Here is a 17,024-nt window from a genome sequence, read left to right as displayed (position 1 = left end):
GCGAGCTACGAAAGAGGCGGTCCGGGTTTTCCCGGGCCGCCTTTTTCATGTCCGGGCTACATCCGCACGACGCGTGTGCCGATCCGCTCCGCCTCGTCGGGATCGTGAGTCACCATCAGGATCGGCAGCCGCATCACGTCGCGCAGATGCTCGATCGCACGCAGGATCTCCTCGCGCCGCGCGCGATCGAGCGACGCCAGCGGCTCGTCGAGCAGCAGGAAACGCGGGTTGCTGAGCACCGCGCGGCCGATCGCGACACGCTGCGCCTCGCCACCCGACAGCGTACGGGGCCAGCGGTCGAGCAGGTGCCCGATCCCCAGGAACCCGATCCGGTCCTCGAACGCGCCGGTATCGCGGCCCGCACCGTAGAGCAGGTTCGCGCGCACCCTCAGATGCGGAAACAGCCGCGCTTCCTGGAAGACATAGCCTGCGCGACGCGCCTCGGGCGGTACGTCGATCCCGTCGTCGAACAGCGTCTCGCCATCGACGAGAATCCGCCCGCTATCGGGGCGCAGCAACCCCGCGACCATATTGAGCACGCTCGTCTTGCCGACGCCCGAAGGGCCGAACAGCACCGTCGCGCCGTCGCCCGCCGCCAGCGTCAGCGCGACCTCGGCCTCCCCCAGTCGCTTGCGCACGTCGATCTCAAAGGACATGAAGACCCCGCCCTGCGCGCCGCGTGAGCAGCTCGGACGCGACCAGCGCGACCAGCGACAGCGACACCGAAATCGCGGACAGCCGCCACACCATCGCCTCCGCGCCGGGTTGTTGCAGCGCGGAGTAGATCGCGAGCGGGAGCGTCTGCGTCTGCCCGGGCACGTTCGAGACGAAGGTGATCGTCGCGCCGAACTCGCCGATCGATCGCGCGAACCCCAGCACCGCCCCCGCGAGCACGCCGGGCACGCTGAGCGGGAGCGTCAGCGTCCAGAACACGCGCCACGGGCCGGCGCCGAGCGTCCGGGCGGCGCTTTCCAGCCGCCGGTCGACCGCCTCGATCGACAGCCGCATCGCCCGCACCATCAGCGGCAGGGCCATCACCCCCGCCGCGATCGCGGCGCCGGTCCAGCGAAACAAGACGCTCACGCCGAACCAGTCCTGCAGCCAGCCGCCGATCGGGCCATTGGGGGCGAACGCGATCAGCAGCAGCCATCCCGTCACGACCGGCGGCACGACGAGCGGCAGATGAACGAGCGCATCGACGAGCACGCGCCCCGGAAACCGGACCCGCGCGAGGATCCACGCGATCGCAAAGGCAATCGGCAGCGTGACGAGCATCGCGACCCCGCCGACCTTCAGCGACAGGCCCACCACGGCCCATTCCGCCGACGTCAACAGGAGGTCACCCGCCATTCAGCGGGCCGAGAAACCATAGCGCACGAAGATCGCCTTGCCCCCGCGCGAGACGAGGAACCGCCGGAAGGCTTCGGCTTCGGGGTTGCGCGACGTGCTGAGCCGCGCGACCGGATAGGTGATCGCGGGGTGAGTCGAGGCGGGGAACACGCCCGCGATCCGCACCTGCGCCGAGGCCTTAGCGTCGGTCGCATAGACGATCCCCAGCGGCGCGGCGCCGCGTTCGACCAGCGCGAGCGTCGCGCGGACGTTCTCGGCGCGGACGACGCGCGGCGCGACCTGCGCCCATACCCCCAGACGCTCGAGCGCCTCCTGCCCGTATTTGCCCGCGGGGACCGGCGTGTCCGCCATCGCGAGCGGGCCCGCGGTCAGCACGCGGACCAGCGCTGCCGGCGGACGCACCGGGATCCGCGTCTTCGATCCCTCCGGCGCCGCGACGACGAGACGATTGCCGAGGAACGTCACCCGCGTGTTCGCGACGATCAGCTTGCGCGCCGCCAGCGCGTCCATCCAGTCCTCGTCCGCGGATATGAAGAGATCGGCGGTCGCCCCCGCCTGCACCTGACGCGCGAGCGCCGACGACGCCGCAAACGAGATCACCGGCTTCACATGCCCCTTGGCCGCCCACGCATTTGCCGCCGCCGTCAGCGACTCCTGCAGGCTCGCCGCGGCCAACACCAGCGGTGGCGTCGGATCGGCAGCCGCCGGCGTCGCGGCAAGCGTCGCGGCCGCACTCGCGGCCACCAGCGCGGTAAATCCCAGATACGTCATCATGTCCCTTCGGGCAGGCCCTACGACGCCTGTCCGTATACGCCGCACGCGGTTGAACGCCAGACCATGGGTCCGGTTCAATCGCCTGCAGCCCGGCCCGTCAGGGCGCGGCGACACGCCCCGTCCGCGCCAGCTTGCCCCACCCGACCATCGGACCGCGCAACGCCTGCGCGATCGCCTTGAGCACGACATAATACATGACCTGCCGATAGCCGATCCGCTGCGGGATCAGCAGCCAGAGCAGCCGCCACCGCTCGCGCCGTTCGAGCGCGAAGGCGATCGTCGCCGCGAGCAGGTCGATCGCCGTGAACACCAGCCAATAGGTCAGCATCGTGTAGAGATCATGGCTCGTCTGCGCCCAGCCGTGTGCCGAGACCGCGACATAGGTCGTCGCGAAACTGACGACGAGCGCGAGGTCGATGATCGGCGAGATCGCGGCGAGCAGGATCTGGAAAACGATCGCCTGCGGCAAACCGACCCACCCCAGCCCCCTCGGCTGGCTGCGGCCGATCGCGCTGCGGTGCTTCCACAGGCATTGCAGCGTCCCGAACGCCCAGCGGAACCGCTGCTTGGCGAGCGCGCGCATCGTCTCGGGGGCTTCGGTCCACGCGATCGCGAACTGGTCGTACTGCACCGCCCACCCTGCGCGCTGGATCGCGATTGTCAGGTCCTGATCCTCGGCAAGCGTATCGTCGGGATACCCCCCGACCGCACGGATCGCCGCGAGTCGCCAGGCACCGACCGCGCCCGGAACGACCGTGATCGCGTTGAGCCGGGCGAGCGCGCGCCGCTCGAGATTCTGCGCGGTGATGTACTCGAGCGCCTGCCAGCGCGTGATCAGGTTCACGCGGTTGCCGACCTTGGCATTGCCCGCGACCGCCCCCAGCGTCGGATCGACGAACCACCGCGCGAGCCGCGCGATCGTCGTCGGTTCGAACTGCGTGTCGGCATCGAGCGCGATGACGATCTCGCCGCGCGCGAGCTCGAGCCCGTGATTGAGCGCTCGCGCCTTGCCGCCGTTCGCCAGCGTCAGCAGCCGGACGCGGTCGTCGCCGGCGAACGCCTGCGCGACGACCGCCGACGTCGCGTCGCTCGACCCGTCGTCGATGACGATGACCTCGATCGCGACCTCGGTCGAGGCGAGCACGCCCTGCACCGCTCGGACGATCACGCGCTCTTCGTTGAACGCCGGGATCATCACCGTCACGAACCGCTCGGGATCGATCGCCGGGAACACCGTCTTCAATTCGCGTCGTGCCTGGATCAGCGCGAGCGCGGACAGCGCCAGCGCGCGCAGGATGCCGATCGTGATCGCGATCCCGAAGATCCAGCGCAGTGCGATCACCATGCCACCGAGCGCGCTGAACAACGCGAGATCGGCCACTGCGGCCGCACGGTCGCTCGACGATATGACGGGCATCGCCGCATCGCGCGACAGGCCGGCGAGCGTCGAGACGGGGACAAACTCATACCCCATCGCACGCAGCCGATCGATGATCACGGGCAGCGCGGCGACGGTCTGTGCGCGGTTGCCGCCCGCGTCGTGGAGCAGGACGATGTTGCCGCTGCGCTCCGGATTGCCGTCCTCGACCTGTGCGATCGTCCGGTCGATGATCGCCTGAACGCCCGGCCGCTTCCAGTCGTCGGGATCGACGTGCAGCCCGACCGAGACATAGCCGCGGCGCTGCGCCTCGAGCGCCGGCAGGATCTCGTCCGCGGTGCTCGGTTCCGCATCGCCGAAGTAGGGCGCGCGGAACAGCCGCAGCGAGCGTCCGGTAAAGGCCTGGAACAGCCGCTGCGTCGTGTTCAGCTCGAACCTGGCCTGCCGGTCGGACACCGTGGCCAGATTGGGATGCGTATAGGTGTGACTGCCGATCTCGTGACCCTCGGCGACCATCCGCTCGAGCAGGCCACGCTGCGTCAGCGCGTTCTCGCCGACGATGAAGAACGTGCCCGGCACATGCTTGCGCTTGAGGATGTCGAGGATCTGCGGCGTCCATTCCGGATCGGGACCGTCGTCGAACGTCAGCGCGAGCTGGCGCGGGCGATAGCCGGTCCGCTCGACGACATAGGGTGACGGCAGCCGCGTGAACCGGACATCCGCGACCGTCCCGTCCCGCGCCGCGATCGCGGTTCGCTGACCCGAGACCGGCGACGCCGCGATCTTCAGGATCTCGCCATTGCCCTCGATATCGACGTTCGTCCCCGCCGGGATCGCATCGATCGCGCCCGGCGCCGGCAGGCGGCGATGGTTGCGGCCGAAGATCGACCAGAGCGCGGGATCCTCGGACCCCAGCCGCCACAAGGCGACGCTGCCGACGCCCGCCTTCTGCAGGAACGCCATCTGGTTGTACGCGCTCGCGGCATCGAGCAGCCAGACCTGGTGCCGGACGCCGCCATCGGCATAGGCAAAGCTGCTGTTCCCGCTGCCCGCGTCGAAGCTCGGCCGCGCGTCCGAATCGGCGGCGGCCTGCCACGCCTCCTCGACGCCGAGCGCATCACCGCGTCCGCTCTCGGCATCGCCGTGCCAGTCATAGGCATAGGACCCGATCGCGACGACCAGCTTCGACGGCGGGATCCCCCGCGACGCGTCGGCGACGGACCGCACGAACCAGCGCTGCGACGCGATCGGTCCCGCCGGGCCGCTCGTCTCGTGCTCGTCATACGCCATCAGGAAAATCTTGTCGGTTACCCGCGCATACGCCGCCATGCTCCAGTCGGGGTTGCCGACCGGCGCCGCGATCGCGACGACCCAGCCGCGCGGTGCGAAGCGCGCCTTCGCCTCGCTCAGGAACAGCCGGTAATTCGCCTGCGCGCCCTGCGGCAAATTCTCGAAATCGAAAAAGGCGCCGCCCGCGTGATTCGCCGCGAGGAACGGGACCAGCCTGTCGAGCAATGCACGGCGTGCGCGCGCGTCCGCGAACAGCGCCGCGCTGCCCGCGCCATCCCAGTCGCCGTCCTTCGCATTCTGGACCATCGGCAGGATCACCGGACGATGCACCGCGCGGTTGAGGACGGCACGTCCGGCGGTATCGCGAAACACCGTGATCGCATGATCGGGACCGGTGACCGACACCCATCCCGGGATCACCCAGTCGAGCTGCTCGACATGCCGCGCGAGGCTCGCCGTGCTCGATTCGTCCCACGGCGTATGGAATGCGATCGCCAGCCGCGGATTGGTCGCGCGCGGGGCCTGGCCGACGCCACCCTTCGGCCCCGCCTTCCCGGCCCCCGCTGCCGCCCCCCCGAACAGCCCCTTCGCGTAATAATCGAGGCTGCGCCTCGTCCGGCCGATCAGCCCGCTATGCGGTGCCGGCAGGCTGTGGAGACCCGGATGCTCGGGCTCGAACGGCAACAGCGGTGCCGCGGGGACCACGCCGACCGAGACGACGAGCACCGCCACCGACAGCAGGAGCAGCGCGACGAACGCGACGACGCCCAGCGTGAACCGCCGCCGACGGCGGCCGCTGGCGTCATAGAAAACGGGGTGCAGTGTCATGACCTCAAGCTATCCGGGCGTTGGCGCGGACGCCATGCACGAACGCGCGTGCAACCTCGCCCTCGCCATCCTGTCAAATTCGTCATGTTTGCAGGCGATGCGCACCCGCGAATCCTCCCCCGCAAGGGGGAGGTGGCAGGCGGTAGCCTGACGGAGGGGGAGGACAGGAAAACCGCTATTCCGTATCCTCCCCCTCCGACGCCTGCGGCGCCACCTCCCCCGCAGGGGAGGATACGTCAGATCTACGCGTCGTCGCCCATTCGTAGCGCGGCGATGAACGCCTCCTGCGGGATGCTGACCGAGCCATACTCGCGCATCTTCGCCTTCCCCTTCTTCTGCTTTTCGAGGAGCTTCTTCTTGCGGCTCGCATCGCCGCCATAGCATTTGGCGGTCACGTCCTTGCGCATCGCGCTGATCGTCTCGCGCGCGATCACCTTGCCACCGATCGCCGCCTGGATCGGGATCTTGAACAGATGGCGCGGGATCAGGTCCTTCAGCCGCTCGACCATCCCGCGACCACGCACTTCGGCGGTACCGCGATGGACGATCATCGACAGCGCATCGACCGGCTCCTCGTTGACGAGGATGCCCATCTTCACGAGGTCGCCCTCCCGGTACCCGATCTGATGATAATCGAAGCTGGCATAGCCCTTCGACATCGACTTCAGCCGATCGTAAAAATCGAACACCACTTCGTTGAGCGGCAGCTCATAGGTCGCCTGCGCGCGGCCGCCGACATAGGTCAGATTCTTCTGGATGCCGCGGCGATCCTGGCACAGCTTGAGGACGCTACCGAGATATTCGTCGGGGACGTAGATCGTCGCCTCGATCCACGGCTCGCTGATCGTCGCGATCTTGTTCGGCTCGGGCATGTCGGCGGGATTGTGCAGCTCGATATGCGTCGTGCCCGCCGGATCGGGGTGGTTCAGCTCGATCTCGTACACCACCGACGGCGCGGTCGTGATGAGGTCGAGGTCATATTCGCGCGTCAGTCGCTCCTGGATGATCTCCAGATGCAGCAGCCCGAGGAACCCGCAACGGAAGCCGAAGCCCAGCGCCGCCGACGTCTCCATCTCGAACGAGAAGGACGCATCGTTGAGGCGCAGTTTGGAGATCGACTCGCGCAGCTTCTCGAACTCGGCAGCGTCGACCGGGAACATCCCGCAGAACACCACCGGCTGGACTTCCTTGAAGCCCGCCAGTGCCTCGAGCGCAGGTCGCTTCGCATCGGTGATTGTGTCGCCGACGCGCGTCTGCGCGACCTCTTTGATCTGCGCGGTGATGAAGCCCATCTCGCCCGTGCCAAGTTCGGTCAGCTGCTCGATCTTGGGGCGGAAACAGCCGACCCGGTCGACCAGATGCATCGTGCCGGTCTGCATGAACTTGATCTGCTGGCCCTTCTTCAGGACCCCGTCGATCACGCGGACGAGGATGACGACGCCGAGATACGGATCATACCAGCTGTCGACCAGCATCGCCTTCAGCGGTGCCTCGGGGTCACCCTTGGGCGGCGGGATCTTCGTGACGATTGCTTCGAGGATATCCTCGATGCCGATCCCCGACTTCGCCGACGCAAGCACTGCGCCGGACGCGTCGATGCCGATCACGTCCTCGATCTCCTTGCGGACCTTTTCGGGCTCGGCGGCGGGAAGGTCGATCTTGTTGATGACGGGCACGATCTCGTGGTCATGCTCGATCGACTGGTAGACGTTGGCCAGCGTCTGCGCCTCGACGCCCTGCGCCGCGTCGACCACCAGCAGCGCGCCCTCGCACGCGGCGAGGCTGCGGCTCACCTCATAGGCGAAGTCGACATGCCCCGGCGTGTCCATCAGGTTGAGGACGTAATCCTCGCCGTCCTTCGCGCGGTAGGCCAGGCGCACGGTCTGCGCCTTGATCGTGATCCCGCGCTCCTTCTCGATGTCCATGTTGTCGAGCACCTGCTCGGACATTTCGCGCGCGGTCAGCCCGCCGGTTTGCTGGATCAGCCGATCGGCGAGCGTCGACTTGCCATGGTCGATATGCGCGATGATGGAGAAGTTGCGGATGTGGGACAATGCGGTCGTCATGCGCGCGCCGTTAGCACCTCGCCGGGCTTATGCCAAAGCTTCCGCGACATCCGTGGCAACGGGGATCACAATCAGCGTCGCTTTCCCTGATGCCGGATGTTCGCCGGACGCCCGCGCCGCTTGATCTCGCGGCCCGGCTTGCGCGCGCGTGCCGGTCCCGCGGCCCCCTTCCCCTCGGGCATTTCGAAGCGCAGCGCGCCCGACACCGGGTTCGCCTCGGCCAGCTTGAGGTCGAGCATCTGCCCCTGCGCATAGACGTCGCCGCTATCCTCGCCGACCAGCGTCCGCGCCGCCTCGTCGAAGCGGAAATATTCGCCGCCAAGGTCGCGCACGGGCATCAGTCCGTCGCCGCCGATTCCCTCGACCGTCGCGAAGAACCCGAAATTGGTGACACCGGTGATCCGCACCTCCATGATCTGGCCGACGCGTTCGGAGAGGAACGAGGCGACATAGCGATCGATCGTGTCGCGCTCCGCCTCCATCGCGCGGCGTTCGAGCCGGCTGATCGTCTCGCCGATCGCCTCCATCCCGGCCGCATCCTCGGCAGGCAACCCGCCTGCCCCAAGCCCGTACGCCGCGACCAGCGACCGGTGCACGATCAGATCGGCATAACGACGGATCGGCGAGGTGAAGTGCGCATAGCTGCCAAGGCCCAGCCCGAAATGCCCGTGATTGGCGGGGCTGTAATAGGCCTGCGTCTGCGTGCGCAGCACCTGCTCCATCACCTGCGGCCGGAAATCGGCATCGCCGATCCGCTCGAGCACATGGTTGAACGTCGCCGGCCGGATGACCTGCCCCAGCGCGAACGGCACGCCGAACGTCTCGAGATACTCCTTCAGCGCCGCCAGCTTCTCGCGGCTCGGCGGCTCGTGGTCGCGGTACATCACCGGCGCCTTCTTGCCCTCGAGCGCCTTTGCCGCGGCGACATTCGCCGCGATCATGTAATCCTCGATCAGCCGGTGCGCATCGAGCCGCTCGCGCGGCGCGACCGACATGATCCGCCCCTTCTCGTCGAGCACCACCCGCCGCTCGGGCAGGTCGAGGTCGAGCGGCGCGCGCGCGTCGCGTGCCTTGGCGAGCGATGCCCAGCAGCCCCAGAGCGGCTTCAGCACCGTCTCGGTCATGTCGAGCGCCAGCGTCCCGTCGATCGCCGCCTGCGCCTCCTCATAAGCGAGGTTCGCCGCGATCCGAACGACGGCGCGCGTGAAACGCCACGACTTGAGCGACCCGTCGCGACTGATCACGAGGTGACAGGCGAGCGCGGCGCGATCCTCGCCCTCCTTCAGCGAACAGACGTCCGCCGACAGGATCTCTGGCAGCATCGGCACCACGCGGTCGGGGAAATACACCGAATTCCCGCGCCGCCGCGCCTCGCGGTCGATCTCCGACTTCGGACGCACGTAGAAGCTGACATCGGCGATCGCGACGATCGCCTTCCAGCCGCCGGCATTGGCCGGATCCTCGTCCGCCTGCGCCCAGACCGCATCGTCATGATCGCGCGCATCCTCGGGGTCGATCGCGACGATCGGCAGGTGGCGCAGATCCTCGCGGTCGTCGCCGAGCGGGAGCTGCGCGACGCGCTTCGCCTCGTCGATCGCCTCGACCGCAAAGACGTCGGGGATACCATGCTTGTGGATCGCAATCAGCGAGAAGCTCCGCGCGGCGAACGGGTCGCCCAGCTTGTTGACGACCCGCGCGGCGATCCGCGGCGGCTTGCCCGCCAGTTCGGCAAGCACCAGATCGCCCGGCGCGGCGCCGCCCGCATCGGCGACCGCGAATTCGCGCCGCTCGCGCTTGTCGACGCCGGTCAGCCACAGCCGCCCCGCCTCCTCGCGTAGCACGCCGAGCACCTGTTCGGACGCGGGCGCGAGCACCTTCATCGGATGCGCAGTCCAGCCATTGCCCGCTTCCTCGGTCCGCGCGAGGATCCGCTCGCCGATCCCCAGCGCGCCGCGCTTGCGTTCGCGTACGCGCAGCCGCGGCGGCGGCACGCCCTCGGCCTCCCAGCGTTCGGGCACCGCCCAGACATTGCCCGCATCGTCGACATCGGCGATCCGCAGCACGGTGACCTTGGGCACGCCGCCCATCTTGTGGAACGCGCGGCCGGGGGCGCTGTCGATCAGCCCCTCGTCCGCCATGTCCTTCAGCAACGCCTTCAGTCCGATCTTGTCCTGCGCACTCAGGCCGAAACCCTTGGCGATCTCGCGCTTGCCCGCGGGGACGTCCGACGACGCGATGAAGTCCAGGATCTGCTGGCGGGTCGGAAGACCGGCTTTTGGTTTGTACATCGCTCCCAGATAGGGTGCGTTGCGCCACGCGTCACCCGTTACCGGCAACACGCTGCAGGACCGTGAAAATCAGCCCTTGCGTGCGCACGGCATAGGCATATCATCCGCGTATAAATATAAGGAGAGAGACAGTGACGACGCCGCTACGGCTCGAAGCCGATCCCGAGGACAAGAACCTCGTCATCCTGCAGAGCCTGATTTGCCTGCTGCGCGAAAAGAACATCCTGTCGCGAGCCGATATCGAGGATCTCTGCGCAACCGTCCAGCGACGCGCCGCCGACCCGACCACCGATCCGATGCCATGCCAGGCAAAGGCCGCACGCGAAGCCGCGGCGGAAGTCGCGCAGATCGGCGATTATATCGGCCGTCGCTATGGCGGAAAGCATCGCCGCGCGATCTGAACGCCGCTTGCAGGCCTAGCCCTCGCGGATATTGTCGAGAATCTCCGCGATCGACGCATTGCGCACGCCGAGACGGTCGAGATGGTCGAGCATCGCGGTCCACCAGTCGTGAAAGCGCTGCAGATCGGCGTGATCGCGGACATAGGGCGTGTGCCCGGGCGCGAGCGACGGCGAATGAAACGAGAAGTTGAGGAACGCGGCGCCCTCTCCGATCGCTATCGTCACCGCCTCGATCGCGGCCGCGATCGGCATGTCCTCGGGCGTCATCGCGACGCGCGACATTAGACCCAGACGCGAGAAGACTCCGCGCGCACGGGGAACCCGCGACAGCGCCCGGTACAACGCGCTCCCGCCGCCGCGCAGCCTGCCGGTATGCACCGTCGTCAACGGCAGTTCGATCAGCGATCCTGCATGATAGGGCTCCGACCCGATGCCCGAGAAGTCGGGCCCGCCCTGCCCGCTGTAATCATAGCCCGACCGGACCGAGCTATCGATCCGGTATCCCATCGCCGCGAGGATCGCGAAGCTATCGGGCCCGATCCCGTACCGTCCCGCGCGATAGACCCTAGGCCGCATTCCGAAGGCTGCGGTGATTGCGTCGGTCAGCACCGCGATCTTGGCGGCTTCGACGCCCGCGGGCAGGTTCGCGGCATAACTCGTCACCGCGCTGATCTGCTCGACGATCGGCGGATTGACCCAGCCATGCAGTTGCGCACCGATCTCCGACCGGCCGTCGGCGACGACCGCGTGGAGGATGTCGACCGACCGCGGATCGCTGACGATCGGCAGGTCGACGACGCAGGCGAGCGCAACGCCGCGATCGGCGAAGCGGCGATGTGCCGCGGGAAATGCCGCCATCGCCCTAGTCGAATAGGGCGCGGTGCCGAGCGGACGACGCCAGTCGAACTCCTCCTCGACGTCGACGAACAGCGTGAAGCACGGGCCAAAGCGGCTTTTCCACCTGACATGGTGTTCCGGTGCGGGCCGTTCGGGCCGATAGCGCGCGATCACCGCAGGCCGTCGAGCACCCGTTCGCTCCGCTCGGTCGCCACGGCGGGCAGGCGCAGCGTGAGGCGGTCCGGCCCGAATGACAGATGCCCGCCGAGCTCGACCGCAAAATTCTGTGCAAGCCGAAGCGCGAAGCCGGTGCCGAGCAGCGGCGCACCCTCGCGCTCATGCTCGCGCTCGGTATCGATGCTCAGCAGGATGTTGGCGGCGTGCACCGCGAGCGAGCGCGGCCGGTCGAACCCGATGCAGACTTCGCCGGCGGTCGCCTCGACCCCGACCATCAGCATCTCGTCCTTGCTGCTCGCCGATACCAGCGTTGACAGCAGCCGGCTCACCAGCCGCTCGACCGCACGGTCGTCGCCGGCGATCTCGCAGGGGCCCGCGGACGGATCGACCATCACATGCGCGCCGCGCAACGCCGCGAGCGGGGTCAAATCGTGCACGACCGCGTTCAGCAGCGGCAGCACGGGGACGACGGTCGGACGCAGGTCGAGCGCGCGCCCCTCGATCCGCGCGGCGATGTCGAGATCGTCGATCGCAGCCAGCAGGTCCGAGGCCTGGCGACGGATCGTCGTCGCGCGGTCGCGGTAGGTCGGTGCGACGGGGCCCAGCAATTCGGTCTCGATCAGCTCGGCAAACCCAGCGATCGCATTGGTCGGCGTGCGCAGTTCGTGGACCAGCTGCCGCAGCGAATCGGATACCGGCGAATTCGCCTTTTCGGGGGCCACCGCGAGTTCGGCCATCTCGTCGCGGCGCGGCCGGCGCGCGCTGCCGCGAAAGCCGATGAACCGGCCCGATCCCTCGTCGAACACGGGAACGCCCGACACGCGCCACGATCCCGCCGCGTTCGAGAGCCCGCCGACCTGAAGCCGTGCCGCCTCGAACGGCGACCTGCGACGATACCCGCCGACCGCGACGCCATCGATCTGGACCTCGCCCTGTCGCGCCGCATGCGCGACCGAGACGCCGATCAGCGCGGCGCGCGACACGCCGTCGACCCAGCGGATCACGCCGGCCGCATCGGTCTCGTACCGGAACGCCTCCGGCGGCGCCGCCGCCGTCTCCGGCGCGACCTCGGGAACGACCCGATCGCGGTTGAACGCGTCGATCCGCTTGACGAGGTCGGAAATCTCGAACCGCTCGGGCGCAGGCGACGCGGTCGAGACGGGCTCCGGCATCGCGGTGTCGCTGACCTGGGACGCCGGCTCGCCGGGTTCGGCGGCATGACGCAGAGCCTCGGCAACGAACGGCAGCCCGCGCGCAATCATCCCCAGCGTCATGAACGGCGACGCGCTCAGCGGGGTGTCGGGCGACGGCGCCGACGGCGCGGCTGCCGGTGGCGATGCGACCGGATCCTCACCCACCGCGACGGCATCCACGGGGACGGCCACGACAGCGTCGGAGCTCATCGCAGGTTCGGGATGCCCGAGCACGAAATCGGTCGATCCGAAGCTCTCGAGACCCCGCCCGACCGCGGGCGGCAGGTCGCGGCGGTGGCGAAGCACCGACCGTCCCGCTGGGGTCAGCCGCGGGAGCAATGCGAGCCAGTCGTCCGCATCGAGCGTCGCCGTCCGCAGCACGGGCGCTGCGATCGCGAGGCTGTCTTCGGCGAAAAATGCGACCAGCGCGGCGTCAGGCGCGGCAAAGGCGAGCGCGCGTGCGCTGCTCGCCCTGATCGGTTCGGGAATATCGGGACGCAGCGCACGAAGACATGCCAGCGCCTCGCCATTCGAGGGACCACGGCCCCTGCCCATCAGGTCGACGAGCTGCCGCCATGTCGATTGCGCGCCGAAGCCCGTCGACATGTCGGCAGATAACACTGTCTTCAGGCTATCATCGAAGCGCACGTCGTTCCCCGGATCGACGCTGCACGGCAAACGTCATAACTGTGTCATACCCCCGCGGCGCCTGTGAGGAAACCGCAGAATTGCCGCGTTCCCGTGCTGCGTCGCAATGTGGGACAATTGCGTTCTCCGGTAATTATCTTATAGCTAGCCCATCCGAACCGCATGGTTCGAAACGTTTGATGGGAGTTGCGCGTAATGAGTTTTGACCGGATCGATCGTCAGATCCTGTCGCTTCTGCAAGCCGATGGTCGCATGACCAATGTCGACCTTGCAGACCAGGTCGGATTGACCGCTCCACCCTGCCTGCGTCGCGTCCGTGCGCTCGAGGAAGCTGGCGCGATCCGTGGCTATCACGCCGACCTCGACGCCAGCCGCCTCGGATTTCCGATCACCGTGTTCGCGATGGTCAGCCTGCGCAGCCAGGCGGAGCACGACCTGACCGCGTTCGAGACGCATATCGCGGACATTCCCGAAATCCGCGAATGCCACATGCTCAACGGCGAGATCGACTTCATCCTGAAGATCGTCGCCGCCGATCTCAAGAGCTTCCAGGAAATCCTCACCACGCACCTCACCCCGGCGCCCAATGTCGCCAGCGTGAAGACCTCGCTGACGATCCGCACGGCGAAGGCGCTATCGGGAATCCCCGTCACCGTCGACTGATCGACCGGTCCGGCTGCGGCTAGGGGGGTCGCGTCGTTCTCCAACGAACCGGACGCGACACGAAAAAGGGGCGGCATCGCTGCCGCCCCTTCCCGTAACCGACGTCCGATGATCAGGCGGTCGGTGCGTTCATCCATGCGGTCCAGAGCTGGGCCTGCTCCATCCGCGGGGTCGTCTTGACCGCCGCGAAGGATGCCGCCGCGCCCGCCTTGTCGCCCGACTTCGCCTGCGCGATCCCGAGGTGGAGGTTGACGTCATCGGCGTTGACGCCGCCCTTGCTCAGCGCGACCTTGTACAGCTCGATCGCCTTGGCATAATTGTCCTGCCCGAGATACGCATCCGCCGTACCCGCGGCGAGCTTGCCGTCGGCGTTCGTCGTCGCCTTCTTCTCGAGGCCCGCCAGCGGACCGTCGTTGCGGATCGCGGTCGCGGTATCGGTCAGCAGCGTCTTCGCCATCGTGTTCGACGCCGGGATCTTGCCCGAAGCCATGCCTTCCTTCAGCACGGCCTGCGCTTCGCTCGGAAGCCCGCGACGGTTCACGCTGTCAGCATATTCCAGATAGTCGTTCTGGTCGGCCAGCGACTTGGTCTGGCGCATCAGGCGGAACATGTCGATCTTCTGCGTTTCGTCGAGCGTCACGACGCCGTTCTGCTGCAGGCCGAACGTCACGATCACGTCACGCCACGTCTTTGGCGACGGATAGGCGACCGCGTATTTCTGCAGCCAGGCAAAGGTTTCGGGCTTCAGCTTGGCACCGTTCGCCTTGCTGATCGCGTAGCGATAATAATCCTCGGGCGCCTTCTTGCCCGCGGCTGTCGATGCGGTCACCGACGCGTCGAGATCGGCGAGGCCGTTCTTGACGTCGCCGCTCTCCATCTTCGCCTTGACGATCTGGAGATCCAGATCCTCGTTCGTGTAGCCGAGCGCCTTGGCCTTCTGGAAATACTGGACGGCGACCGGATACTGCTTGCCGTTGAACGCGAGCGCACCACGACGATAGGTATAGCGGCCACGCATGTCCGCGGGCGTGCTCGGGTTGGCGATCAGCACGTCGAGCGGGCCGGCAAGCACCGTCTCGTTCAGCGGCGCGTTCGGATTGGCAGCCTGCTGCGCCGCGAGCTTCTGCTGCTCGAGGTCATAGCGCAGCGCGGCGCCGATATACTTGTCGTCGTCGGTCTTGGCGGCCGCGTCGATCTGCGCCAGCGCGGGCTCGGCGGTGGCGAAATCCTTCGCCGCGATCGCGGGCTGTGCGACCTGCGCCGCCTTTAGCACGTCTGGGCTGAGCTTGAGGCCGGGCTTGGCCTCTTCCTTCTTCGCCATCGCGGTGGCGGGGGCGATCAGCGCCATGCCGCTTACGCCGGTGGCGAGCACCGCGGCCAGTGCGAGCTTCGAAATGGTCTTCATGCGGGGACTCTCCTCGTGCGTATGTGCGCCTTGGCGCGACGCTATATGGGTGTGGCGGCCGGCGTTCAAGCGAACAGCCGAAGATGGATGATGACGACGCGTCTTATCCCTCCTGCGCACTGAACGCCAATTGAACGGCGCGGGTTGCACCGCTACGTGTTCGCGATGATTGCCGTCCTATCGCCCGCCAAGACGCTCGACTACGAGACGGCGCTACCCCCGCTTGATCCCACCACGCCGCGCTTCGCCGCCGAGGCGACGACGCTCGCGCATGCCGCTGCGAACCTCACCCAGAAGAAGCTCGCCGCGCTGATGCATATCTCGCCCGCGCTCGCCAAGCTGAACGCGGACCGGTTTCGCGACTTCGACACGCTCCCCGAACGCCCCGCGCTGTTCGCCTTTGCCGGCGACGTCTATACCGGGCTCGATGCCGGGACGCTCGACGAGCCGGCGATCGACTATGCGCAGGATCACCTCCGGATGCTGTCGGGACTGTACGGGCTGCTCCGTCCACTCGATGCGATGCGTCCATACCGGCTCGAAATGGGCACACGCTGGGCACCGCGGCACAAGAAGCTGACCGACTGGTGGCGCGACCGGATCGCCACGCTGCTCGCTAAGGACGTCGAGGCCGAGGGCTCGGGGACGATCCTCAATCTCGCCAGCCAGGAATATTGGGCCGCCGCCGACGGCCAGCTGCCATCGTCGATCCGCGTCGTCGCGTTCGACTTCCGCGAGGGTGCCGCGCAGAAATTCGTCAGCTTCCACGCCAAGAAGGCCCGCGGCATGGCGGCGCGCTGGATGGTCGAGCACCGCATCGACGATATCGAGGGGATGAAGGGCTTCGACACCGACGGCTATGCGTATGACGCGGCCGGGAGCACCGACGCACAGTGGCGGTTCGTCCGCGCATGAGCAGCGCGGTCGTCATCGGCGCCTCGGGTGGAATCGGCAAAGCGCTCGAGGAGGCGCTTCTCGACGAGGGGGCATTCGACACCGTCCACGGCTTCTCGCGCTCGGACAGCGGCGAGCGTCATCTCGACCTCGAGGACGAGGCGAGCATCGCTGCCGCCGCCCAGCGCGTGGGATCGCCGACGCTGGTGATCGTCGCGACGGGACTGCTCCACGACGGCGACAAGGGGCCTGAAAAGGCGATGCGCGATCTCGATCCGGCATGGATGGCGCGCAACTTCGCGATCAACGCGATCGGCCCCGCGCTGGTCGCCAAGCATTTCCTCCCGACGATGCCCAAGGCGGGGCGGATCGTCTTCGCCGTGCTCTCCGCGCGCGTGGGGAGCATCGGCGACAACAAGCTCGGCGGCTGGTACGGCTATCGCGCGTCGAAGGCCGCGCTCAACCAGCTTGTCCGGACGATCGCGATCGAGGACAAGCGCCGCAACTCGAGCGGGATCGTCGTCGGCCTGCATCCCGGCACCGTCGACACCGCGCTGTCGCAACCGTTCCAGGGCAACGTCACGCCCGGCACGCTGTTCAAGCCCGATCGCGCCGCGGTCCAGCTGCTCGACGTGATCGACGGGCTCCGCGCGCCCGACAGCGGCAAGCTGTTCGCATGGGACGGCGCCGAGATCACGCCGTAACCCCGTGCAATCCTCCCCGGCAATTCGTCACCCCAGCGAAAGCTGGGGCCTCTCCCCGCATCCGGCGACGCTCGTCCCATAATGAGATCCCAGCGTCCGCCGGGATGACGGATAGGGGCGGCCGCGCT

At 67.8% G+C, this 17,024-nt stretch carries 13 protein-coding genes; 4 read left to right on the top strand and 9 right to left on the bottom strand.

Features of this window, described 5'->3' with window-relative positions; all coding sequences use genetic code 11:
• Positions 1-56 precede the first annotated feature (56 nt).
• From AC0CH3_RS14600 to AC0CH3_RS14575, 6 genes are all read right to left on the bottom strand, one after another.
• Positions 57-656: an ATP-binding cassette domain-containing protein gene (locus tag AC0CH3_RS14600; RefSeq protein ID WP_354304134.1), complete on the bottom strand. Its 600-nt coding sequence runs from the start codon at positions 654-656 to the stop codon at positions 57-59.
• Entirely contained in the window at positions 646-1,350 is a 705-nt protein-coding gene (gene modB / locus AC0CH3_RS14595; protein WP_443024787.1) for a molybdate ABC transporter permease subunit, read from the bottom strand. Before modB ends, AC0CH3_RS14600 begins: the two co-directional genes overlap by 11 nt.
• Positions 1,351-2,121 carry a molybdate ABC transporter substrate-binding protein gene (gene modA / locus AC0CH3_RS14590; RefSeq protein ID WP_354304136.1) on the bottom strand — a complete coding sequence of 257 codons (771 nt, stop codon included), beginning with the start codon at positions 2,119-2,121 and terminating at the stop codon, positions 1,351-1,353.
• Positions 2,122-2,221: 100 nt separating this feature from the next.
• A complete protein-coding gene (locus AC0CH3_RS14585; protein WP_465238018.1) occupies positions 2,222-5,620 on the bottom strand; it encodes a polysaccharide deacetylase family protein in 3,399 nt (1,132 codons plus the stop codon).
• Between the two features lie 242 nt (positions 5,621-5,862).
• Positions 5,863-7,686, bottom strand: a complete 1,824-nt coding sequence (lepA, locus tag AC0CH3_RS14580; protein ID WP_056024779.1) for a translation elongation factor 4 — start codon at positions 7,684-7,686, stop codon at positions 5,863-5,865.
• 71 nt (positions 7,687-7,757) lie between these two features.
• A complete protein-coding gene (locus tag AC0CH3_RS14575) occupies positions 7,758-9,974 on the bottom strand; it encodes a ribonuclease R family protein (RefSeq protein ID WP_354304380.1) in 2,217 nt (738 codons plus the stop codon).
• A 131-nt stretch (positions 9,975-10,105) separates the two neighbouring features.
• Here AC0CH3_RS14575 and AC0CH3_RS14570 point away from each other — a divergent pair, with 131 nt between their 5' ends.
• Positions 10,106-10,375, top strand: a complete 270-nt coding sequence (locus AC0CH3_RS14570) for a hypothetical protein (protein ID WP_056024772.1) — start codon at positions 10,106-10,108, stop codon at positions 10,373-10,375.
• Between the two features lie 15 nt (positions 10,376-10,390).
• Here AC0CH3_RS14570 and AC0CH3_RS14565 read toward each other — a convergent pair whose 3' ends face one another.
• Entirely contained in the window at positions 10,391-11,386 is a 996-nt protein-coding gene (locus tag AC0CH3_RS14565; protein ID WP_354304141.1) for a polysaccharide deacetylase family protein, read from the bottom strand.
• A complete protein-coding gene (locus AC0CH3_RS14560; protein ID WP_354304143.1) occupies positions 11,383-13,230 on the bottom strand; it encodes a sensor histidine kinase in 1,848 nt (615 codons plus the stop codon). The genes AC0CH3_RS14565 and AC0CH3_RS14560 overlap by 4 nt, the downstream gene beginning before the upstream one ends.
• A gap of 195 nt (positions 13,231-13,425) precedes the next feature.
• On the opposite strand from AC0CH3_RS14560, the gene AC0CH3_RS14555 reads away from it, so the two are divergent.
• Positions 13,426-13,893: an Lrp/AsnC family transcriptional regulator gene (locus tag AC0CH3_RS14555; RefSeq protein WP_056024765.1), complete on the top strand. Its 468-nt coding sequence runs from the start codon at positions 13,426-13,428 to the stop codon at positions 13,891-13,893.
• A 112-nt stretch (positions 13,894-14,005) separates the two neighbouring features.
• Here the strand turns inward: AC0CH3_RS14555 and AC0CH3_RS14550 are convergent, their stop codons facing one another.
• Positions 14,006-15,298, bottom strand: a complete 1,293-nt coding sequence (locus tag AC0CH3_RS14550) for a hypothetical protein (protein ID WP_056024762.1) — start codon at positions 15,296-15,298, stop codon at positions 14,006-14,008.
• Positions 15,299-15,463: 165 nt separating this feature from the next.
• Between AC0CH3_RS14550 and yaaA the strand changes: the two genes are divergently transcribed.
• Complete coding sequence (yaaA, locus tag AC0CH3_RS14545; RefSeq protein WP_333996865.1) at positions 15,464-16,213, top strand: peroxide stress protein YaaA; 750 nt, start codon at positions 15,464-15,466, stop codon at positions 16,211-16,213.
• The gene (locus tag AC0CH3_RS14540) at positions 16,210-16,896 is read left to right on the top strand and encodes an SDR family NAD(P)-dependent oxidoreductase (RefSeq protein ID WP_354304148.1); all 687 of its coding nucleotides are present in this window, start codon (positions 16,210-16,212) and stop codon (positions 16,894-16,896) included. The genes yaaA and AC0CH3_RS14540 overlap by 4 nt, the downstream gene beginning before the upstream one ends.
• Positions 16,897-17,024: the final 128 nt, after the last annotated feature.

The sequence above is a fragment of the Sphingomonas sp. AC449 genome, assembly GCF_979253475.1.
The sequence above is the reverse complement of the archived record's forward strand: the minus strand, read 5'-3'. Positions and strand labels throughout refer to the sequence as shown.